This window comes from Peribacillus sp. R9-11, assembly GCF_031345095.1.
GTDB lineage: Bacteria > Bacillota > Bacilli > Bacillales > DSM-1321 > Peribacillus > Peribacillus butanolivorans.
In genome coordinates this window covers 5,287,026-5,307,830 of sequence record NZ_CP133763.1, presented here as the reverse complement: position 1 = coordinate 5,307,830, position 20,805 = coordinate 5,287,026, and the positions used below count along the sequence as shown (strand labels likewise).

18 protein-coding genes and 1 other RNA gene are annotated in these 20,805 nt (G+C 38.6%); 15 read left to right on the top strand and 4 right to left on the bottom strand.

Annotation, left to right across the window (positions count from 1 at the left end):
- Positions 1-227: 227 nt before the first annotated feature.
- The 8 genes from rpoN (at position 228) to eno (ending at position 9,130) form a co-directional block, all read left to right on the top strand.
- Positions 228-1,565 carry an RNA polymerase factor sigma-54 gene (gene rpoN / locus RE409_RS25860; RefSeq protein ID WP_309558277.1) on the top strand — a complete coding sequence of 446 codons (1,338 nt, stop codon included), beginning with the start codon at positions 228-230 and terminating at the stop codon, positions 1,563-1,565.
- A gap of 14 nt (positions 1,566-1,579) precedes the next feature.
- Positions 1,580-1,822 (top strand): glutaredoxin family protein, encoded by a 243-nt coding sequence (locus RE409_RS25855; protein WP_309558276.1) that lies wholly within the window; start codon positions 1,580-1,582, stop codon positions 1,820-1,822.
- A gap of 139 nt (positions 1,823-1,961) precedes the next feature.
- The gene (locus RE409_RS25850) at positions 1,962-2,996 is read left to right on the top strand and encodes a sugar-binding transcriptional regulator (RefSeq protein WP_309558275.1); all 1,035 of its coding nucleotides are present in this window, start codon (positions 1,962-1,964) and stop codon (positions 2,994-2,996) included.
- Between the two features lie 32 nt (positions 2,997-3,028).
- Positions 3,029-4,036, top strand: a complete 1,008-nt coding sequence (gene gap, locus RE409_RS25845; RefSeq protein WP_201187312.1) for a type I glyceraldehyde-3-phosphate dehydrogenase — start codon at positions 3,029-3,031, stop codon at positions 4,034-4,036.
- 247 nt (positions 4,037-4,283) lie between these two features.
- On the top strand, positions 4,284-5,468 hold the full coding sequence (locus tag RE409_RS25840) for a phosphoglycerate kinase (protein WP_201187311.1): 1,185 nt from the start codon (positions 4,284-4,286) through the stop codon (positions 5,466-5,468).
- 46 nt (positions 5,469-5,514) lie between these two features.
- On the top strand, positions 5,515-6,276 hold the full coding sequence (gene tpiA, locus RE409_RS25835; protein ID WP_201188120.1) for a triose-phosphate isomerase: 762 nt from the start codon (positions 5,515-5,517) through the stop codon (positions 6,274-6,276).
- Positions 6,269-7,804, top strand: coding sequence for a 2,3-bisphosphoglycerate-independent phosphoglycerate mutase (gene gpmI / locus RE409_RS25830; protein WP_201250266.1), 1,536 nt, complete (start codon positions 6,269-6,271; stop codon positions 7,802-7,804). Before tpiA ends, gpmI begins: the two co-directional genes overlap by 8 nt.
- Positions 7,805-7,834: 30 nt before the next feature.
- Positions 7,835-9,130 carry a phosphopyruvate hydratase gene (gene eno, locus RE409_RS25825; RefSeq protein ID WP_053348619.1) on the top strand — a complete coding sequence of 432 codons (1,296 nt, stop codon included), beginning with the start codon at positions 7,835-7,837 and terminating at the stop codon, positions 9,128-9,130.
- A gap of 653 nt (positions 9,131-9,783) precedes the next feature.
- Here eno and RE409_RS25820 read toward each other — a convergent pair.
- Both RE409_RS25820 and RE409_RS25815 read right to left on the bottom strand, forming a co-directional pair.
- Positions 9,784-10,608 carry a M15 family metallopeptidase gene (locus RE409_RS25820; RefSeq protein ID WP_201187307.1) on the bottom strand — a complete coding sequence of 275 codons (825 nt, stop codon included), beginning with the start codon at positions 10,606-10,608 and terminating at the stop codon, positions 9,784-9,786.
- A gap of 55 nt (positions 10,609-10,663) precedes the next feature.
- Positions 10,664-11,206: a hypothetical protein gene (locus RE409_RS25815; protein WP_201187305.1), complete on the bottom strand. Its 543-nt coding sequence runs from the start codon at positions 11,204-11,206 to the stop codon at positions 10,664-10,666.
- Between the two features lie 175 nt (positions 11,207-11,381).
- On the opposite strand from RE409_RS25815, the gene secG reads away from it, so the two are divergent.
- The 5 genes from secG (at position 11,382) to ssrA (ending at position 15,925) form a co-directional block, all read left to right on the top strand.
- The gene (gene secG, locus RE409_RS25810) at positions 11,382-11,615 is read left to right on the top strand and encodes a preprotein translocase subunit SecG (protein ID WP_053348623.1); all 234 of its coding nucleotides are present in this window, start codon (positions 11,382-11,384) and stop codon (positions 11,613-11,615) included.
- A 143-nt stretch (positions 11,616-11,758) separates the two neighbouring features.
- The gene (locus RE409_RS25805) at positions 11,759-12,505 is read left to right on the top strand and encodes an alpha/beta hydrolase (protein WP_309558274.1); all 747 of its coding nucleotides are present in this window, start codon (positions 11,759-11,761) and stop codon (positions 12,503-12,505) included.
- A 33-nt stretch (positions 12,506-12,538) separates the two neighbouring features.
- Positions 12,539-14,908 carry a ribonuclease R gene (rnr, locus tag RE409_RS25800; protein ID WP_057215845.1) on the top strand — a complete coding sequence of 790 codons (2,370 nt, stop codon included), beginning with the start codon at positions 12,539-12,541 and terminating at the stop codon, positions 14,906-14,908.
- Between the two features lie 63 nt (positions 14,909-14,971).
- Positions 14,972-15,439 (top strand): SsrA-binding protein SmpB, encoded by a 468-nt coding sequence (gene smpB, locus RE409_RS25795; protein WP_053348626.1) that lies wholly within the window; start codon positions 14,972-14,974, stop codon positions 15,437-15,439.
- A gap of 124 nt (positions 15,440-15,563) precedes the next feature.
- Positions 15,564-15,925: a transfer-messenger RNA gene (gene ssrA / locus RE409_RS25790) on the top strand.
- A 486-nt stretch (positions 15,926-16,411) separates the two neighbouring features.
- Here the strand turns inward: ssrA and RE409_RS25785 are convergent.
- Complete coding sequence (locus RE409_RS25785) at positions 16,412-17,866, bottom strand: DHA2 family efflux MFS transporter permease subunit (RefSeq protein WP_201250267.1); 1,455 nt, start codon at positions 17,864-17,866, stop codon at positions 16,412-16,414.
- A gap of 172 nt (positions 17,867-18,038) precedes the next feature.
- On the opposite strand from RE409_RS25785, the gene RE409_RS25780 reads away from it, so the two are divergent.
- Together RE409_RS25780 and RE409_RS25775 are read left to right on the top strand one after the other, a co-directional pair.
- On the top strand, positions 18,039-18,587 hold the full coding sequence (locus RE409_RS25780) for a TetR/AcrR family transcriptional regulator (protein ID WP_201222673.1): 549 nt from the start codon (positions 18,039-18,041) through the stop codon (positions 18,585-18,587).
- 540 nt (positions 18,588-19,127) lie between these two features.
- Entirely contained in the window at positions 19,128-19,769 is a 642-nt protein-coding gene (locus tag RE409_RS25775) for an esterase/lipase family protein (protein ID WP_201187299.1), read from the top strand.
- 174 nt (positions 19,770-19,943) lie between these two features.
- Here RE409_RS25775 and RE409_RS25770 read toward each other — a convergent pair whose 3' ends face one another.
- Complete coding sequence (locus tag RE409_RS25770; protein WP_309558273.1) at positions 19,944-20,780, bottom strand: DUF1835 domain-containing protein; 837 nt, start codon at positions 20,778-20,780, stop codon at positions 19,944-19,946.
- Positions 20,781-20,805 lie beyond the last annotated feature (25 nt).

The window sequence follows — 20,805 nt, the reverse complement described above, 5'->3', positions numbered from 1 at the left end:
CCGTAAATTTTCATAGAATCCTGTAATATCACCCTATTTTGGAAAAAAATAGTCATTACCCTTAGAAAATGTTGATTTCTCAATAAAAGTAGTTGTGAAAATCGCATTCCTGACATATAGTATTTAAAACAAATACACTATTCAGAAAAAAACGTAAGCGTTTTCATGGGTTTTTGTGTAGAATTTTCTCCTGATAATGTAAAATGAAATAGGGGAGGGATGAATCGATGAGTATGAATATGAAAGCAGGACTTTTTCAACAGCAAACATTAAAAATGGCAATGACCCAGGAGCTGATGCAAGCTATTACATTGTTGCAGTACTCCGCACAAGAGCTTTCCGCTTTTTTAGAAAATAAAATGGTGGAAAATCCATTACTGTCCCTAGATCAGCCAACATCTGCTTTGTTTCAGCCAACCCTTGACCGGAAAAAGGGTAAACGAACTCTTAAAAATACGTATGATGCTAATTATTGGATTGAACAAATCAGTGAAGATACCCTTTCACTTGAACAGCATGTCATGTCGCAAGTGAATCACCAGCAACTTTCTGGTGAGCAGCAGAAGGCGATGTTGCTCTTAATTCATAACCTTGATGAAAACGGTTACTTGCGAATCCAGCTGGAAGATATATGTGTTCCGGGGATATCTTCAGTCGTTTTAGATGAGAGCCTACGACTTTTACAGCAACTCGAGCCGCATGGGCTTGCAGCGAGGAATCTTCAAGAATGTCTTTTACTTCAGGTAAAAGCAGAAGGTGTGAATCTGCTAGCAGAATCGATCATAGAAAACCATTTCCTCGATTTTGCTGAAAAGCGGTGGAAAGACTTAAGTAAAAAAATTGGCGCTACAATGAAGGAGATTCAAGAAGTTTTTGATTATGTCCAGACATTGAATCCGCGTCCTGCTTCACTCTTTTTTCAGGAAAAACCATCCTATATTGTGCCGGATGTAGTCGTGGAAGTTCGTGACGGAATCCTGCTTGTCGGGAATTATGATGGTAACACACCTAATCTTAATGTGGATAAAGGGTATTTAAACAGAATGAAGAGTCATAAGGACCAGGGAGTGCAACGTTTTATCCAGGATAAGTGGCAAGAATACCAATGGATCTCAAGAGGGATTCAACAGAGAAAAGAGACTATATTGAAGGTTATTCAGTGTATAGTCGAAAAACAGCCAGCTTGCTTTCATCACGGTTTAAATTATTTAAAGCCGATGACCATGAAAGAAATCGCCGACGAGCTTGGCATACATGAGTCCACAGTAAGCCGGGCTGTTAAAGGGAAATACGTGCAGACACCATTTGGTACGATAGAGATGCGGATATTTTTCACTACTTCTTTACAATCTGTCGGCCTTGATGAAGATATGTCGGGCATGCAAGCAAAAAAAAGCCTCCAGGCAGCGATCAATAGTGAAAATAAACAAAAGCCGCTTTCTGACCAGGACTTGGCTGAACGATTAAAAGAGGAGAATGGAATTATTCTGGCACGTCGAACTGTCGCCAAATACCGGGAACAATTAGGGATTCCTTCTTCATCTAAACGAAAAAGATATGATTGAAAAGGATGAGTAATTTGGAATCAAATGTGTTTGTTTTATACAGCAGGGAAAAATGTCCATTATGTGAAAAGGCCAAACAGATTCTTGAAGAGATTAAATTTGAATCAGGTATAGTATATACGGAAATTGATATCTATTCTGATGATGCTTTACTTGAAAAGTTCGGGCTTATGATTCCTGTTATAGAATGGAAATGTAATATAATTCAATTCGGAAATGTTGATAAATCAGCTTTAAATAGGCTTGTGGAAAAATAATTTTTCAAATCATTTGAAGAAACATTCCGTTCCTGCTAGAATAAAATATGTAGCAGGAATATTTTTTTGTTTTAAGTGGGACATTAAATGACTATGCGGGACATAAAGTGTCCAACTTTAACTTTTAGGAGTTTTAAACATGCGTACATTACTCGAGGTACAAAGAAAATTATTACCTGATTTCCTTATGGTTATGCAAAAAAGATATGATATCCTGCGTTATATCAAAATGATGCAGCCAGTTGGAAGGCGAAGTCTGGCAGTTAGCCTTAATTTGACGGAGCGGACGCTAAGAGGTGAGGTTGATTTTCTGAAAAGTCAGAACCTGATAAATATATTCAGTTCTGGAATGACTCTCACTGATGAAGGGATGGAGATCCTGGATAAGTTAGAAGGAATAATGCGTGAAGTAATGGGTATAGACATAATGGAACGGAAGTTGCAGGACATATTACAAGTTGATGAAGTCATCATAGTCTCTGGTAATTGTGATGAAATTCCATGGGTAAAAAAAGAATTGGGCAAAGCATGTGCAAACCGTATGAAACAAGAGTGGGAATCAAAGAATACCATTGCTGTTACAGGTGGATCAACAATGGCCGAAGTAGCTAATTCTTTGTCACCTGATGCAGCGTCAAGGAAATTGATATTTGTCCCTGCTCGCGGCGGAATTGGTGAAGCTGTACAGAATCAAGCTAATACCATTGTAGAGAAAATGGCACATAAGACGCATGCCTCGTACCGAGTGTTATATGTACCTGATCAATTAAGCGGTGAGGTATATGCTTCCTTTATGAAAGAACCTGCAATTAAAGAAGTTATTTCCCAAATCAAGTCAGCCGATATGATTATCCATGGAATTGGTGATGCTTTGGCAATGGCTAAAAGAAGAAATTCTACACCAGAAATGCTAAAGAAGCTGATTGATGGAAATGCTGTAGGAGAAGCATTCGGTTATTATTACGATGAAAACGGAAAAGTTGTTCATAAAGTTTTGACTGTCGGCATTCAATTAGATGATCTTAGCCCTGAAAAGCGAGTGATTACTGTAGCAGGTGGGAAAACTAAAGCAAAAGCAATCCGTTCATATATGAAAGGCGCACCTTCATCGACGGTTTTAATCACGGATGAAGCGGCAGCACAAGAGTTAATTCAGGGGAATTATACCCCTTAATATATTTGCGAACTTAAAAGGAGGAATTTTTCATGACAGTAAAAGTTGGAATTAATGGTTTTGGACGTATTGGACGTAATGTATTTCGGGCAGCATTGAGTAATCCTGAGGTAGATATTGTAGCTATTAACGACTTAACAGATGCTAATATGTTAGCGCACCTTCTGCAATATGATTCAATTCATGGCTCTCTTAATGAAAAAGTAACAGTGGATGGGGATTACTTAGTTGTTGATGGCCATAAAGTTAAAGTATTGGCTGAACGTGATCCTGCACAGTTAGCATGGGGAGAACTAGGAGTAGAAGTAGTTGTAGAATCTACAGGACGTTTTACAAAACGTTCCGATGCTGCTAAACATTTAGAAGCTGGCGCGAAAAAAGTTATTATTTCAGCTCCTGCATCTGATGAAGATATCACGATCGTTATGGGTGTAAACGAAGACAAATATGATGCAGAAAACCACCACGTTATTTCAAATGCTTCTTGTACGACGAACTGTTTAGCTCCATTTGCTAAAGTGCTTCATGAACAATTCGGAATTAAACGCGGTATGATGACTACAGTTCACTCTTATACAAATGATCAGCAAATCCTTGATTTGCCTCATAAAGATTATCGTCGAGCACGTGCAGCGGCTGAAAATATCATTCCTACAACAACTGGGGCAGCAAAAGCTGTTGCACTTGTACTTCCTGAACTTAAAGGGAAATTGAATGGTATGGCAATGCGTGTACCTACTCCAAACGTATCTGTAGTCGACCTTGTTGCAGAGCTTGAAAAAGATGTAACAGCTGAAGAAGTAAATGCAGCATTTAAAAAGGCATCAGAAGGAGAACTAAAAGGAATTCTTGATTACAGCGAACTTCCTCTAGTATCAGGAGACTATAACGGTAACGCATCATCTTCTACAATTGATGCTCTTTCCACGATGGTAATGGAAGGAAACATGGTAAAAGTATTATCTTGGTATGATAATGAAACAGGATATTCTAGCCGTGTTGTAGATTTAATCGACTATTTGGCTAAAAAAGGATTGTAATTAGAATATTAAAAAAACCTCACCAAGGTGAGGTTTTTTTAATAACACCTCTAAAAAAACTTGGCAGAAGATGATATTATTAGTAAGTCATTAAACAGTCAAGCGTTTACATTTCTTGTTTTTGGATAATTTCCTGGAAACCGACTATAATGAAAAAGAGAAAAGGGGAGTTGGGATATTTACCCTCTCCCTTTTTGACTAAAAGAATCAAAAATATGTTAACAATATCTAAGGGGGTTCTTGGATTATGAATAAAAAGTCGATTAGAGATATTGAATTAAAGGGGAAACGCGTATTTTGCCGTGTTGATTTCAACGTTCCGATGCAGGACGGAAAGATTTCGGATGATACGAGAATCAAAGCTGCACTGCCGACGATTTCCTATCTGACAGAACAAGGTGCTAAAGTTATTTTAGCCAGCCACCTTGGTCGTCCAAAGGGACAAGTTGTTGAAGAATTACGCCTAGCTCCTGTTGCGGAAAGACTAAGTGAACTTAGTGGCAAAGATGTACAAAAGGCTGAAGAAGCTTACGGGGAGTCAGTTCAATCAATCATTGATAACATGGGAAATGGCGAGATTCTATTATTGGAAAACGTTCGTTTCTATCCTGGTGAGGAGAAGAACGATCCTGAATTAGCGAAGTCATTTGCTGCATTGGCTGATGTTTATGTAAATGATGCATTCGGAGCTGCGCACCGTGCACATGCTTCAACGGAAGGGATAGCCCATCATCTTCCTGCTGTTGCTGGATTGTTAATGGAAAAAGAGCTTGCGGTATTAGGAAAAGCTCTATCCAATCCAGAACGTCCTTTTACAGCTATAATTGGGGGAGCAAAGGTAAAGGATAAAATAGGTGTTATCGAGAACCTGTTGGAAAATGTCGATCACTTGATTATTGGTGGTGGATTAGGTTATACATTTATTAAAGCACAAGGTCATGAAATCGGTAATTCTTTATTAGAAGAAGACAAAATCGAGCTGGCTAAATCTTTCATTGAGAGTGCGAAAGAAAAAGGCGTACAACTGCATTTGCCAATTGATGCTGTTGTAGCAGCAGAATTTTCACCTGATGCACAAGCCCAGAATGTCGATATTGATGCTATCCCAAATGATAAAATGGCGCTTGATATTGGACCTAAAACAAGTGAATTATTTGCAGATGTAATCAAGGGCTCTAAGCTAGTAATTTGGAATGGACCAATGGGTGTATTTGAATTCGATAAATTTGCGAATGGAACGAGAACTGTTGCTGAAGCATTGGCGGAAGCAAAAGATACTTACAGCATTGTAGGCGGAGGGGATTCTGCTGCAGCTGCTGAAAAGTTTGGCTTAGCAGAAAAGATGTCCCATATATCAACTGGTGGCGGTGCTTCTCTTGAGTTCATGGAAGGCAAAGAGCTTCCTGGAGTAGTAGCCTTGAACGATAAATAAGAGTGAACCGTTAAAAATATCAACTTTAGAAGGGATGAGAAACCAAATGCGAAAACCGATTATTGCAGGAAACTGGAAAATGAATAAAACACTATCTGAAGCGACTGCCTTTTTAGAAGAAGTGAGCAATTTGATTCCGAAGCAAGATTTAATCGATTCAGTTGTATGTGCTCCAGCTTTATTTTTGGATCAACTTGTTCAAGCAGCAAAAGGAACCGATGTGAAAATCGGGGCGCAAAACATGCACTTTGAAGAGAGTGGTGCCTTCACAGGAGAAATCAGTCCAATTGCTTTGGCTGATCTTGGTGTATCATATGTCATTCTTGGTCATTCTGAACGCCGGGAAATGTTCAATGAAACGGATGAAGCCGTAAATAAAAAAGCTCACGCTGCTTTTGCAAATCAGTTAACGCCTATCATTTGTTGTGGTGAAACACTAGAGCAGAGGGAAGCTGGAGAAACGAATGATTTCGTTGGTAGCCAGATTGAAAAAGGCCTTGCGGGGCTATCTGATGACCAATTGAAACAAGCCGTTATTGCTTATGAGCCGATTTGGGCGATTGGAACAGGGAAATCTTCATCTGCTCAGGATGCAAATGAAGTTTGTGCACATATCCGCTCAGTTGTTGCTGATAAGTTTTCTAACGAAGCAGCGGCAGCCATCCGCATTCAGTACGGCGGCAGTGTGAAGCCTGAGAATATCAAAGAGTACATGGCACAGCCTGATATTGACGGTGCATTGGTAGGCGGGGCAAGCTTGAAAACTGATTCCTTTTTACAATTGCTGGAGGCTGGTCACTATGAGTAAGTCGCCTGTGGCACTTATCATCTTAGACGGTTTTGGCTGCCGCAATGTAGAAGAAGGAAATGCTGTTTTTCATGCAAAAAAACCGAACTTTGATCGTTATTGGGACCAGTATCCGCATTCCCATTTAACTGCAAGCGGGGAAGCTGTCGGCTTGCCTGCTGGTCAAATGGGGAACTCTGAAGTGGGTCACTTGAATATAGGGGCCGGACGGATCGTTTATCAAAGTCTGACCCGGGTGAACCTAGCAATTCGTGAAGGAGAGTTTGCAGAAAACCAAACTTTTCTTGATGCCATGAACCATACCAAGAAAAAAGGTACAGACCTTCATCTTTTTGGTCTCCTTTCAGATGGCGGTGTGCACAGTCATATTGAACATATGTATGCCCTGCTGAAATTGGCGGCTAAAGAAGGAGTTAAAAACGTATATGTTCATGCATTTTTAGATGGACGGGATGTTGGACCGAAAACGGCACAAGGTTATATTAAGGATGCGGAAGCGAAAATGAAGGAAATTGGTGTTGGTCAGTTCGCGACCATATCCGGACGATATTATTCCATGGACCGTGATAAACGCTGGGAGCGTGTGGAAAAATCCTATCGTTCAATGGTGTACGGTGATGGACCTGCTTACCCTTCTGCGATGGAATGTGTAGAAGACTCTTACGAACATGGTATTTTTGATGAGTTCGTGATACCTTCAGTCATTACAGCGGAAGATGGGAAACCGGTAGCGACAATAAAAGATGATGATGCGGTTATTTTTTATAACTTCCGTCCAGACCGGGCAATTCAGATTTCAAATACGTTTACGAATAAGGATTTTCGATCATTTGACCGTGGTCCTGGTCATCCGAATAACCTGCATTTTGTCTGCTTGACACATTTTTCAGAAACAGTTGACGGATATGTTGCTTTTAAGCCAACAAATCTTGATAATACATTAGGGGAAGTACTTTCTCAAAATCAACTAACCCAGCTTCGCATTGCTGAAACTGAAAAGTATCCTCATGTGACATTTTTCATGAGCGGCGGACGTGAAGAGAAGTTTCCTGGAGAAGAGAGAATTTTAATTAATTCTCCGAAAGTTGCTACATATGATTTAAAGCCAGAAATGAGTGCTTATGAAGTGACGGATGCGTTGTTGGAACAAATTGAGGCGGACCGCTTTGATGCTATTCTTTTGAATTTTGCCAACCCGGATATGGTCGGCCATTCAGGGATGCTGGAGCCGACTATTAAAGCGATTGAAACCGTGGATGAGTGCCTAGGTAAAATTGTCGATCTAATCGTCTCAAAAGGCGGAACAGCAATCATAACCGCTGACCATGGGAATGCTGATGAAGTTGTAACGCTTGAAGGCAACCCCATGACAGCCCATACAACAAATCCTGTGCCTGTCATTATCACTAAAAATCAGGTAACATTAAGAACAGGTGGTATCCTAGGTGATTTAGCTCCAACGATGCTTGATTTGCTTGGAGTCGAAAAACCTGTTGAAATGACAGGGAAATCCCTATTATCTAAATAAAATTGTGAATTGGAAAAGGAGAGATTTATAATGCCGTACATCGAACATGTATATGCACGCGAAGTGCTAGATTCTCGTGGTAATCCAACAGTAGAAGTAGAAATCCAAACAGAGTCCGGATACTTCGGACGAGCAATTGTACCATCAGGTGCTTCCACAGGAGAACACGAAGCAGTTGAGCTTCGTGACGGAGATAAATCTCGTTACCTGGGTAAAGGGGTACAAAAAGCAGTTGATAATGTAAATGAGATCATTGCTGAAGCTGTCATCGGTTTGGATGTAACAAACCAAGCAGGCCTTGACCTTACCATGATTGAACTAGATGGTACAGAAAACAAAGGAAACTTGGGAGCAAATGCAATCCTTGGTGTATCAATGGCTGCAGCCCATGCTGCTGCGGAATTTTCCGGTTTACCATTGTATCGTTACCTTGGAGGGTTCAATGCGAAACAACTTCCAACTCCAATGATGAACATCATTAACGGTGGATCACATGCCGATAACAATGTCGACTTCCAGGAATTTATGATTCTTCCTGTCGGTGCTCCTAGCTTCAAAGAAGCAGTTCGTATGGGTGCTGAAGTATTCCATGCCTTAAAATCTGTTCTTTCTGCTAAAGGCCTGAACACGGCTGTTGGTGATGAAGGAGGATTTGCGCCAAACCTTGGTTCAAACCGTGAAGCGTTACAAGTCATTATCGAGGCAATTGAAAAAGCAGGCTACAAAGCTGGCGAAGATATCTACCTTGGTATGGACGTAGCTTCATCTGAATTCTATAACAAAGAAACAGGCAAATACGATCTTGCAGGCGAAGGCCGCAATGGAGTAACATCCGAAGAAATGGTTGCTTTCTATGAAGAGCTAGTGAATGAATTCCCGATTCTTTCTATTGAAGACGGCTTGGATGAAAATGACTGGGATGGACACAAACTTCTAACTGAACGCATAGGTTCAAAAGTTCAATTAGTGGGTGACGATTTATTTGTAACTAACACGAAAAAATTGGCTGAAGGCATCGAAAAAGGCATCGGCAACTCCATCCTGATCAAAGTGAACCAAATTGGTACACTAACTGAAACGTTTGATGCGATCGAAATGGCAAAACGCGCTGGTTACACTGCAGTCGTTTCCCACCGTTCAGGTGAAACAGAAGATGCTACAATCGCTGACATCGCTGTTGCAACAAACGCAGGGCAAATCAAAACCGGATCTATGTCTCGTACAGACCGTATCGCTAAATACAACCAACTTCTTCGCATCGAAGACCAGCTTGGTGACTTGGCTGTATATGGTGGCTTGAAATCTTTCTATAACTTGAAGAAGTAATCATTTTGAAGTCCGCTTCTGACGAGAAGCAGATTTAATTAGTACAGATTAATGCTTTTGACCTTCTATTTAAATGTGGTAATCCACATTTAAATAGGAGGTTTTTTATGTTTATAAAGGATTTTTGAAGGAGTTCATGATAGAAATAAATAACTGGAAAGAATATTATCTAGTGGAAAAAGAATTTGGTGACACATTAATATATGTTTCTATTAAAGATATTAAACCTGATGAAGTTTTTAAATACATTTTGACTTTATTAAATGGAAAAAGAGACGCGTATATAGTTTTTGTATAATGATGATTACTTAATAAAGTAGGAGATGAAAATCTTCTTCTTTTTTATTTCAATTGACCTTAATAGATTTGGCAAAGGGAACTAGGTGGATTTCATGAAATCACATGCAATCGACCAACTTCTTCGCATTGAAGACCAGCTTGGTGATCTTGCGGCTTGAAATCTTTCTATAACTTGAAGAAGTAATCTTCTAAAAAAGGCTGACTCTAAAATTCGTTGAAAGACGATAATACTGAGCCAGCTTTTTAATGAAAACCTTAATAACATTGGGTTCAAGCCTGATAAATAGATTTAATCAAACGTTTGATTAAATCGAATTCATCCAAAAAAAGGTGCCGCATCTGGGCACCTTTTTTTAATTATCCGTTACAGCTTGTACGGGAACTGCATTATAGAATTCTTCTAATGTACTATTAGTTTCAAAAATTTCAGCAGCGGTATCAACACCAACATAGCGGATGTGCCATGGTTCGTATTTATAGCCTGTGATGCTTTCCTTGCCTTTTGGATAGCGGATAATATATCCGTATTCATGGGCGTGTTCGGCCAGCCAGGTAGCTTCATTTGTGTCGCCGAAGCAGTCTTGAGCAGCGCATGCACCATCATGGGTCGTAACATCAATAGCTAGACCTGTTTCATGTTCGCTTGTTCCGGGCAGAGCACTGTAGGTTTTAGCTTTTTCTTCCCCATCTCTTTTCACATAGTTATTAAAGATAGAGATTTGTGTTTGGTGTGAGCGGTAGGCAGAGACGCCAGCTAAATGCATGTTTTCTTTTTCAGCAGCTTGGAACATTTTTTCAAGAGCTTCTCCTGCTTCTTTTCGCATCATTCTTTTTTCAATTTTATCTTGAAAGATGAAATCTACTTTTGGATAGAAAAGATCGTCAGGTTTGTAATCTTCCGGCAGACTGTATTGTTTATTGACAAGGACAGGTATGCTTTCCGGTTCGGCCAATGTCTGAAGCCCTTTCTGTGCGGGTTTAACAGTCGTATCGACTTCTACCTGGCGTTGGGCCGATTCATTTGAATCACTTTTCTCATTAGTTTCTGTCTCCGTATCTTGGGAGATCGGCTGTTCTTCTTTTTGCTCTTTTTTATCATCGTTGGATAGGTCGAATGAACATCCAGCTAATAGAATAAAAGTTGAAAGAGCAGTTGCTGCAAATATAGGTTTTAACATATGAAAGGCCCCTTGCTTTTAAAATAAGATTTCCAAAGATAAAGTTTTTACAATATTACCGGGATAAATAGTCCCTTGTTAATTCACTCTGATATTTATCCAGAAATAATCCAATCCAGACTACCATCAACAAAAAAGGATAATCATTACGGACTGCGGCTTCCACGACTGGTGTAGACCAAAAGTGCGAAAGGAAACCAGATGACATTCTGATTGTCTCAAATGTGACTAGGGCGTGTAGCGATAGCCAGAGAATCGTAAGGGTATTAGTTCCAAACCCAATAACTGCGGCTACGATACTCAGTAAAACAGCTGCTGCCCCAATTAGAAGTACATGAAAGCTTGATTGGAAAAAGTCGACACTGCTATTGGAAAGTCCATTATAAATAATAGCAGTAAAATAAATAGTTGTCGTGATATATGCAGCAAATAATAAGTAACGGTTTCCGTGATACTTGGCAAGCAGCAATAAAAGCGGTGATAGGATGATTAACAGGACACTCATAAGGTTGCTACCGCCTGTCCATAAAGAATAACCGGCAACCGCCGAGAATAGGATGGTCAGGAGATCAAGAATCCGAAGTATGGACTTAAACATGGTGACACCTCTTTCTTCTCTTTATGTAAATTATCTCAAACTTTGATTCAAAAAGAAATCAATGACTATAAATGTTTAGAAGTTCTTACCATAAAATCATAACAAAGATTGTAGATATTTATTGGGTGTGGTAAAGTTAAATTAATTGTATTGGTCCTTCAGGAGGTGTAATTGCATGCATGCAATTCTCATAACGCTTTTAGTGATTGTTAGTATCGCTCTTATTGTGACGGTATTGCTTCAATCAGGAAAAAGTGCAGGTTTATCAGGTGCGATTGCCGGTGGTGCTGAGCAGTTATTCGGAAAACAAAAAGCACGCGGCTTAGACCTAATTTTACATCGGGCAACGATAGTATTAGCTGTTTTATTCTTTGCTTTAACTTTACTTGTTGCATTCTTTGATGTGTAATGGATCAAAAATGAGTCTAGCTAAATAGCTAGGCTTTTTTCTTTGCACTATAGTTGTATGTATAGATATAGTAATTTTAGCACTTAATGATAAAATACAGAAATTTTTTTGGATGCTATTTACAAATAAAGGAGCTTATAATCATGAAAATCAAGCTGCAACAGCCCTTTACTTTTGAAGGCGGAAAAAGAGCTGTCTTACTTTTACACGGATTTACGGGAAATTCTGCAGATGTACGTATGCTTGGCCGATACTTGGAGAAACAGGGATACACCTGTCATGCTCCACACTATAAAGGACATGGTGTGCCACCAGAGGAATTGGTAAAAACGGGTCCTGCTGATTGGTGGAAAGATGTCATGATGGCCTATGATTTTTTAAAAAGCAAAGGCCATGAAGAAATTGCTGTTGCTGGACTCTCATTAGGAGGCGTATTTTCTCTGAAATTAGGTTACACTGTACCTATAAAGGGTATCGTATCAATGTGTGCGCCTATGTATATTAAAAGTGTAGAAATGATGTATAAAGGAGTATTGGAGTACGCCAGAGAATTTAAGAAGTACGAAGGGAAAACACAAGAACAAATAGAGCAGGAAATGGACCGCTTTGCTGACAAACCTATGAATACATTGAAAGTTCTTCAGGAATTGATAACTGATGTACGAGAGCACGTCGATCATATCTACACGCCGACATTTGTCGTGCAGGGTCGGCATGATGATGTAATCAATCCAAAAAGTGCCGATATTATTTATGAAGCTATCGAATCACCTGTTAAACAAATCAAGTGGTATGAAGAATCCGGTCATGTCATAACCCTTGATAAAGAACGTAACCAGTTGCATGAAGATGTATTTGAATTTTTAGAAAGTCTGGATTGGTCCGAATAACAAAATTATCATACCCTGAATAGGAGGGGTTTTATGGAAGATAACATTCAAGAACACATAAATAAGCTTCTGACGTATATGACAGACGAAGCGTATAAGCCGTTAACAGTACAAGAACTTGAAGAGGCTCTAAAAATCGAAGACTCAGCAGACTTCAAGAATTTCGTGAAGGCGCTAGTTAAGATGGAAGAAAAGGGATTGGTAGTCAGAACGAGAAGCAATCGTTACGGTCTGCCGCAAAAAATGAACTTATTTCGCGGTAAATTAACAGGACATGCTAAGGGCTTCGCATTTGTTACACCTGAAGATAATCCAGGAATGGATGATATTTTCATTCCGCCAAATGAAACAGGTACAGCAATGCATGGAGATATCGTCATGGTCCGTGTTTCTTCAGAAACATCCGGCTCAAGACAAGAAGGTACAGTTATTAGAATACTTGAACGCGGAATTACACAAGTAGTCGGTACATACTCCGAGAGTAAAAGTTTTGGTTTTGTCATCCCAGATGATAAAAAAATTGCGAATGATATTTTCATTCCACAGCATGCCTCTCATGGAGCGGTAGAGGGTCATAAGGTTGTAGTTAAGCTGACTTCTTATCCTGAAGGACGTGTAAGTGCAGAAGGAGAAGTCATTGAAATTCTTGGGCATAAGAATGACCCTGGCGTGGATATTCTGTCAGTAATTCATAAATATGGTTTGCCAATGGAGTTCCCTGAAGAAGTCATGGAGCAAGCTAATGCCGTTTCGGATACCATTGAAGAAAGTGAAATTGGCAACCGCAGGGATTTGCGTAATGATGTATTAGTAACGATAGATGGAGCGGATGCGAAGGACTTGGATGATGCTGTTACGGTTTCTAAACTTGAAAATGGCAATTACAAGTTGGGTGTACATATTGCTGACGTAAGCCATTATGTGAAGGAAGGTTCACCGATCGATAAGGAAGCTCTTGAAAGAGGTACGAGCGTTTATTTGGTGGACAGGGTTATTCCTATGATTCCGCATCGCTTATCGAATGGGATTTGTTCTTTGAACCCTCAAGTTGATCGTTTTACACTATCGTGTGAAATGGAAATCACGCCAAATGGCGATGTCGTCAATCATGAAATTTTTGAAAGTGTCATTAAAACGACGGAACGAATGACTTATGGCAATGTGAACAAAATTCTTGTGGACAAAGATGAAGAACAACTCGAACGATATGAAGCGCTGGTACCTATGTTCCAGGACATGGAGAAGTTAGCGGCCATTCTTCGTAAAAAGCGGATGAACCGCGGTGCAATCGACTTTGATTTTAATGAAGCGAGAGTCATTGTGGATGAAGAAGGACATCCGACTGAAGTTGTATTACGTGAAAGATCAGTTGCGGAAAAGCTGATTGAAGAGTTCATGCTTGCAGCTAACGAAGCTGTTGCAGAGCATTTCCATCGTCTCGATGTACCTTTCATTTACCGTATTCACGAGGATCCGAAACCTGAAAAACTGCAGCGCTTCTTTGAATTCATTACGAACTTCGGATATATTGTTCGAGGATCGGCCAATGATGTTCATCCAAAGGCTTTACAGGAAATCATTGAGGCTGTTGCTGGAAAACCGGAAGAAACGGTTATTTCAACGGTAATGCTTCGTTCAATGCAACAGGCTAAATATGATCCGGAGAGTTTGGGCCACTTTGGCTTATCAGCTGAGTTTTATACCCATTTCACATCACCGATACGCCGTTACCCGGATTTAATCGTGCATCGTTTAATTCGGACCTATTTGGTGGAGGGTAAACTAGATCAAGCTACCAAGGAAAAGTGGAATGCCATTTTACCTGAGATTGCCGATCATACGTCGAAGCGCGAACGTCGCTCAGTCGATGCTGAGCGGGAAACCGATGATTTGAAGAAAGCAGAGTACATGCTTGATAAAATTGGTGAAGAATACACCGGTATCATTGGATCTGTTACGAACTTCGGGATGTTTGTTGAGCTGCCGAATACCATTGAGGGGCTTGTTCATGTCAGCTTTATGACGGATGATTATTACCGCTTTGATGAGCGTCAGCTTGCGATGATCGGGGAACGAACAGGTAAGGTATTCCGGATTGGCGATGAGATAGACATACGTGTTTCCAACGTGAATAAAGAGGAACGGGCCATTGATTTTGAAATCATCGGCATGAAAGTTAGCCGTCCTCGTCCTTCTGGGGAGAAGAAAATATTCAAGGCTAATTCAGGTGAGCGTAAACGAGGCCGCGGTGGTAATTCGGGCCGTAACGAAAGCAAAGGCGGAAGCCGTGGAGGCAATCGCAATAGTGATTCGTCTTCTTCAGAAAGAAAACCGAAAAAGAAGAAAAAATTCTTTGAAAATGCGCCAGCTGCTAAGCGCAAAAGAAAACCTAAAAAGAGATAAGATTGAGGAGAGAGGATGATCCAGTCATCCTCTCCCTGATTGGATGATAAAGGGGAGAGTTAGATGCCAAAAGGCTCAGGGAAGCAATTAGCACAAAATAAAAAAGCATTTCATGATTTCTTTATTGAAGATACCTTTGAAGCAGGAATTGTTTTGCAAGGGACAGAAATCAAATCGATTCGGGCCGGAAAAGCCAATTTAAAGGATTCCTTTGCCAAAATTGAAAACGGCGAATTGTATCTACATAATATGCATGTCAGCCCTTATGAGCAAGGAAACCGTTATAATCATGATCCATTACGGACACGAAAACTTCTCCTGCACAAAAAGGAAATTAATAAGCTTATTGGGGAAACGAAAGAAACAGGATACACAATTGTACCCTTGAAAATGTATTTGAAAAATGGCTTTGCCAAGGTTTTAATTGGGCTGGGTAAAGGGAAGAAACAATATGACAAGCGTGAAGACCTGAAGAAGAAGGAAGCGAAACGTGATATTGAGCGTGCTTTCCGCGACAGACAAAAGATGTAGAACTGCCAAGACCTTACAATTGATTTTTTTAATGAATCTGTTATAATTAATCCTGTACCGATGACAACTGAATATCAGCACAACTTGCTGACTATTCTTTTCTCGTACGCTCCATTTTAATCATGGGGACGTTACGGATTCGACAGGGATAGTTCGAGCTTAAGTTGCGAGTCGAGGGGATCGGCCTCGTTAAAACGTCAACGCCTATAACTGGCAAACAAAACAACAACCTAGCTTTCGCTGCGTAACAACAGTCGATAGCTGTTCCTCCCTCCATGGCCCACGTGGTAGGGTAAGGGACTCACTCTAAGTGGGATACGCCGGAATCCACCGTCTGAGGATGAAGGAAGAGACCAATCAGACTAGCTGCTCTGCCGCCTGTCGATAGGCTAATGAGTTCGCGAAATGCGAATATATCGACTACACTCGTAGAAGCTTAAGTGCCGTTATGTCTGGACGTGGGTTCGACTCCCACCGTCTCCACCAATACATATATTGGTGGTTTTTTATTTTTATATAACAGGAAGCGTAACTTTTCATAAAATGCAGGGTTATGCTTCCTTTTTTGTTGTGCAATAATATGCTTCCACAAAGTTAACGTTAACTCACTTATTGTGGTTTTATAAAAAAGATTGATCATTTAAAACAAAGTTAGATTATTTAAAATAAAGATTGATCATTTATAATAAAGCAACACTTATTAGGATAGCGTCAGGAAAATGCGGATTTACAACATTAAGAAAGTTTTAATGGTCTTTAAAGAATCTAGGGTGATCATTTTCTCTGAATTAATTCCGTAAATTAATATGATCCCATCCTAAAGTAGATATATGATGTAAAAAGTCACCATTAAAATTACCTACTCCGAGATGAATTATATGGAATTGTAATATCTAAAAAATAACAAAGCATATCTGAGATTTCTCAGATATGCTTTCATTTTAAATACACTAAATAATAATGTTGACTGTTTTAGTTATGTGATTCACTTTCGTATTTTTGAATGGCTACTTTTTTAGGCATTAAACATGCAAAAATTAATGCTACAAAAGATACGAATAACATAAATACATAGGCGTCACTTGAGCTGAAGATAGAAGATAATTTCGCTAGTTGTATAGCTGAAATGTCTCCATTTTCAATGGATAACTGAGAAGCATGCGAAGTTGCTTGAATTGTATACACTGTGATGATAACTGCTGTTCCTATAGCACCTGCTAATTGGCGAATGGTATTATTTACTGCTGAACCATGTGAACCCAATTCTCTGGGTAAAGCATTCAACCCTGCTGTATTTAAAGGCATCGAAATGAAACTTAATCCAATTCGTAAAATAATGGTACGAACCATTAAATACATATAAGTTGTGGATTCGGTCAAATCAATTGCACCCCACATCGAAATAATGATAAATACTAAACCTGTAATAAAGAGTGGCTTCGCCCCGTATTTATCATACATTTTACCTGTGATAGGTGATAAGAAGGCATTAATCACGGCTCCAGGTAATAGAAGTAGACCTGATTCAAATGCGGTAAAACCTCGTCCATTTTGCAAGTAAATTGGTAAAAGAATTAGATCGGCATACATAATCATCGTAATGAGTATGTTAATGACTGATGTAAGAGTGAAAATTTTATACTTAAATACGGATAAATTTAATAATGGATCGTTAGACTTTATTTGACGTAAACAGAATAGAGTTGTAACGATTATTCCGATGATGATTGTTGTAATAACAACTGGATGTGCCCATCCTTTGCTTCCTGCACTACTAAATCCAAATAAAATACAACCAAAGCCAATCGTTGATAAAATGACACTTACGATATCTAATTTTGCTTTTGTTGTGTCTGCAACATTCATTAAATATTTAAAAGCCAGAATAATGACGATTAATACTATTGGAGCTAATCCAATAAATAGCCATCTCCATGATACATATTCAATGATAAAGCCAGATATTGTTGGAGCGATGGCTGGGGCAAAAATTATGGCAAAGCCGATAGTTCCCATAATACTTCCACGCTTTTCACTAGGGTATAAATACAAAATAACCGTCATCATTAGTGGCATAATAATTCCTGCCCCAATTGCTTGAATCATTCTTCCTGTTAACAGAATGCTAAAGTTCATGGCACAGGCACATAGCACAGTCCCCATGAACAAAAAGAACATCGAGCTAATAAACAGCTGCCTTGTTGTAAAACGTTTCATTAAAAACGCAGTAATCGGCACTAAAATACCGTTTACGAGCATAAAGCCTGTTGATAGCCATTGTACAGTTGCAGCCGTAACATGAAATACCTCCATAAAATTACTCATTGCTACATTTAATAGTGTTTGATTTAATGTTGATAAAAAACAGCCAGCAATCAGGACCATTAATAAGATTTTTTTATTTTTTTCCGCTATTTCCTTCTGCATTCATAAACTACTTTATTCTAGACTTGAATTATCGACACCGTGTCGATAAAATCAATAGTAACAAGATATATATTCTTTGACCATGAACAGTTTTTTTAAAAATGTTCACTACTCGACATAAAACATATATGATGTTGAGAAAGTAAAAGGAAAATCTATAAGGGGGTTAAAAATGTCTACACCTAAAAAAGAAGATCCTCGTACAATTCGTTCAAGAGAAATGTTTAAAAATGCCGTCTTTTCTCTTTTATGTGAGGACCCCGCCATTTCAAACTTAACGGTTCAGAAAGTCGCAGCCAAAGCAGAATTAAATCGGACAACATTTTACTTACATTATCAAGATATTCAAGATTTACTAACGCAAATCACCAACGAGATTTCAAATGAGCTTTCTAATAAAATTGTTGATTTAATACATGCAAAAGATTTATCAGAAAAACAAAAGCTAACACAATTTCTTGATTATTTATATATCCATCGAAATTATTTACTTATTATATTTAAAATGAATCAATTTGAGGAGCAATTGTTTTTATTTTTAAAGCAACTAGTAGAAACAAGAAGAAAGAATACCAAAAAGGATTTACCTGCTGACTATGTCGCGGTTGATATTAAAACAGCTTCATTGGTAGGCATCATCATGTGGTGGATAACGAAGGGGCTTCATTTTAGTTCAGATTATATTGCAAATCAAATTTATTTAATGTACAAAGTGCAATGATTCTAAATCATTCATCCATATTATTAATAAACATTGGAATCCGTAAATGATGAAAATTAAAAGGACCATTAAAGTTATTCTCTTACAAGTAAGAGTGTAAAGTAGGCACAAGTAACGAAAAAAGCCCAATTCCTCAATTTTAATGCTGAGAAATTGGGCTTTTTATATTGGCATTTCCTTAACGTTGTAAATCCGCATTTTCCTGACGCTACAAGAAGAAAGAAAACAATGGTCAATTAGGGCTGTTACCCTTATTTGCATATAAATAATAATAGAAAATATTACCATTTGTTCAAAAGTATAAAGGATAAATTTAAATGAAGTGTCCCCTTTGTAAAGGTTATTTGAAAAAAGGACTAGGCGGCACAAAAAAGATGATTTCTGTATTTTACAGGGCCATAGGCGAAGTAGTTTTTCTCTTATTTACCAGTTAAATACCAGCAGTAACCAGTGTTACAAAAAGTTGCCGGTTGTTTCACCCTCCAAAATGTATGACAATTAACGTAACAAAAAAGCAGACAAACACATAGGAGGGAAATAATGAAAAATAAGAGATTGCTACTTTCAATAATTGCATGCATGGCCATTATTTTTTCTGTTGTTACTATTCAGCCTTCTGATTCCAAAGCACAGACAAACAGCCATGATCCAGTTATCTTCATTCACGGAGCCGGCGGTAATAGCGGAAACTTTAACAGCATTAAGAACTACCTGAAAGCACAAGGCTGGTCCGATAATGAACTGTATGCCATCGAAATGGTGGATAAATCGGGTAATAGCTTGAATAATGCAAGACAGCTAGCTCCTTATGTAGATGAAGTGTTAAAGAAAACAGGAAAGAGTAAGGTTGATATTATTGGACACAGCGCGGGAGGCATCAATACCCTGACTTATATTCTCCTCAATGGCGGCGGAAGCAAGGTAAACGATGTGGTAACGTTGGGTTCTCCAAACAAATTTGTAACATCGAAAGCTCCCGTAGGTACAGATCCTACCCGTAAAATCCGTTATACTTCGATTTACAGTACCAACGACTATGTTGTACCCACTTCGCTTTCAATACTTCAGGGAGCGAAAAACGTTCAAATTAGCGGTGTAGACCACGTGGGAATGCTCTGGAACAGTAAAGTCAACGAGCTGATTAAAGAAGGATTGAATGGCGGAGGGACAAATACAAATTAACAAAAGATTCTTATCTTGAACTTAGTTTTTTCAGCAATATTAAACACATACCGCCTAATGCTTTACTAGAATGTTAATCGAAGCCAGAACGAATAACAACAATCTATAAGCATACAGCACAAAGAAGATGATTCCCTGTATTTAACAGGGGTCATCTTCTTTAAGTTCTACTATTTAAGATAATCGAATCTTCAATTTTCCTAAAGATCCCAGATTTCCTTGATAACTTAATTTTTGTTGCTGAATCAATTGGTATATTCGGAAAGCTAAATACGTATCACCAATACATTGGTTACTTTCCCCCATTACTTCTCCAACAACTCGGGCTGCACTTTGATATTCATTTGAAATATTTTTTAAGATAGATCCATCATAATAATCTTCAGATACAGCTACTAGTTTTCCATCTAATAATATTCTTAATACGTCTTTCGTTTGAGACCATTTTTTCCAGTCACTTATTAAATCTTTAATTTTTATATGAGACATGCTTTTTTTCATTTGTAGAGCATCTGAAATCAGTTTTGGAGGCATTTCACCTAAACTTCTTATCACATATGAAATTTCTTTGTCCTGTAAGTCACGTACTTTGTATTCTATATGGTGGCTGTACTCTGTAACATCGACCTCTTCAAATTGAATATGTTTATTTTGAAGTAAAAATAATACAAATCTTAAACCGATTTCATCAGAAGTATTGTCACCATGCCATAAGATTACTCTGCTATTACTCGGAACTTCAATTGCGATTCGTGAATTACTTTTAAGGATTGTTTCAATCCAATCTAAGTAGTCTGTATCTGAGGTTGGTCCTGTTTTTGTTAACACTTCTTTCAGCCATTGTTTTCTTTCGTGTAGCCCTTCAATAGATTCTAATTTATAAATAGGACCTATTGAAAAATCTTCATTAATACAAATAATTTGTTGGTTTTGGTGTTCATTACTTTTTTGAAAAATGTTTTTTAAACTCCCATAAGCAGAATCACCAAAACAAATATGTACAACATTCATATTTTTATCTCCTTACTGACTAAAT

What these genes read in the sequence shown, in the direction of transcription:
- rpoN (WP_309558277.1), top strand. Translation starts at nt 228, where the DNA reads ATGAGTATGAATATGAAAGCAGGACTTTTTCAACAGCAAACATTAAAA.
- RE409_RS25850 (WP_309558275.1), top strand. Translation starts at nt 1,962, where the DNA reads ATGCGTACATTACTCGAGGTACAAAGAAAATTATTACCTGATTTCCTT.
- gap (WP_201187312.1), top strand. Translation starts at nt 3,029, where the DNA reads ATGACAGTAAAAGTTGGAATTAATGGTTTTGGACGTATTGGACGTAAT.
- RE409_RS25840 (WP_201187311.1), top strand. Translation starts at nt 4,284, where the DNA reads ATGAATAAAAAGTCGATTAGAGATATTGAATTAAAGGGGAAACGCGTA.
- tpiA (WP_201188120.1), top strand. Translation starts at nt 5,515, where the DNA reads ATGCGAAAACCGATTATTGCAGGAAACTGGAAAATGAATAAAACACTA.
- gpmI (WP_201250266.1), top strand. Translation starts at nt 6,269, where the DNA reads ATGAGTAAGTCGCCTGTGGCACTTATCATCTTAGACGGTTTTGGCTGC.
- eno (WP_053348619.1), top strand. Translation starts at nt 7,835, where the DNA reads ATGCCGTACATCGAACATGTATATGCACGCGAAGTGCTAGATTCTCGT.
- RE409_RS25820 (WP_201187307.1), bottom strand. Translation starts at nt 10,608, where the DNA reads ATGTTAAAACCTATATTTGCAGCAACTGCTCTTTCAACTTTTATTCTA.
- RE409_RS25815 (WP_201187305.1), bottom strand. Translation starts at nt 11,206, where the DNA reads ATGTTTAAGTCCATACTTCGGATTCTTGATCTCCTGACCATCCTATTC.
- secG (WP_053348623.1), top strand. Translation starts at nt 11,382, where the DNA reads ATGCATGCAATTCTCATAACGCTTTTAGTGATTGTTAGTATCGCTCTT.
- RE409_RS25805 (WP_309558274.1), top strand. Translation starts at nt 11,759, where the DNA reads ATGAAAATCAAGCTGCAACAGCCCTTTACTTTTGAAGGCGGAAAAAGA.
- rnr (WP_057215845.1), top strand. Translation starts at nt 12,539, where the DNA reads ATGGAAGATAACATTCAAGAACACATAAATAAGCTTCTGACGTATATG.
- smpB (WP_053348626.1), top strand. Translation starts at nt 14,972, where the DNA reads ATGCCAAAAGGCTCAGGGAAGCAATTAGCACAAAATAAAAAAGCATTT.
- RE409_RS25785 (WP_201250267.1), bottom strand. Translation starts at nt 17,866, where the DNA reads ATGCAGAAGGAAATAGCGGAAAAAAATAAAAAAATCTTATTAATGGTC.
- RE409_RS25780 (WP_201222673.1), top strand. Translation starts at nt 18,039, where the DNA reads ATGTCTACACCTAAAAAAGAAGATCCTCGTACAATTCGTTCAAGAGAA.
- RE409_RS25775 (WP_201187299.1), top strand. Translation starts at nt 19,128, where the DNA reads ATGAAAAATAAGAGATTGCTACTTTCAATAATTGCATGCATGGCCATT.
- RE409_RS25770 (WP_309558273.1), bottom strand. Translation starts at nt 20,780, where the DNA reads ATGAATGTTGTACATATTTGTTTTGGTGATTCTGCTTATGGGAGTTTA.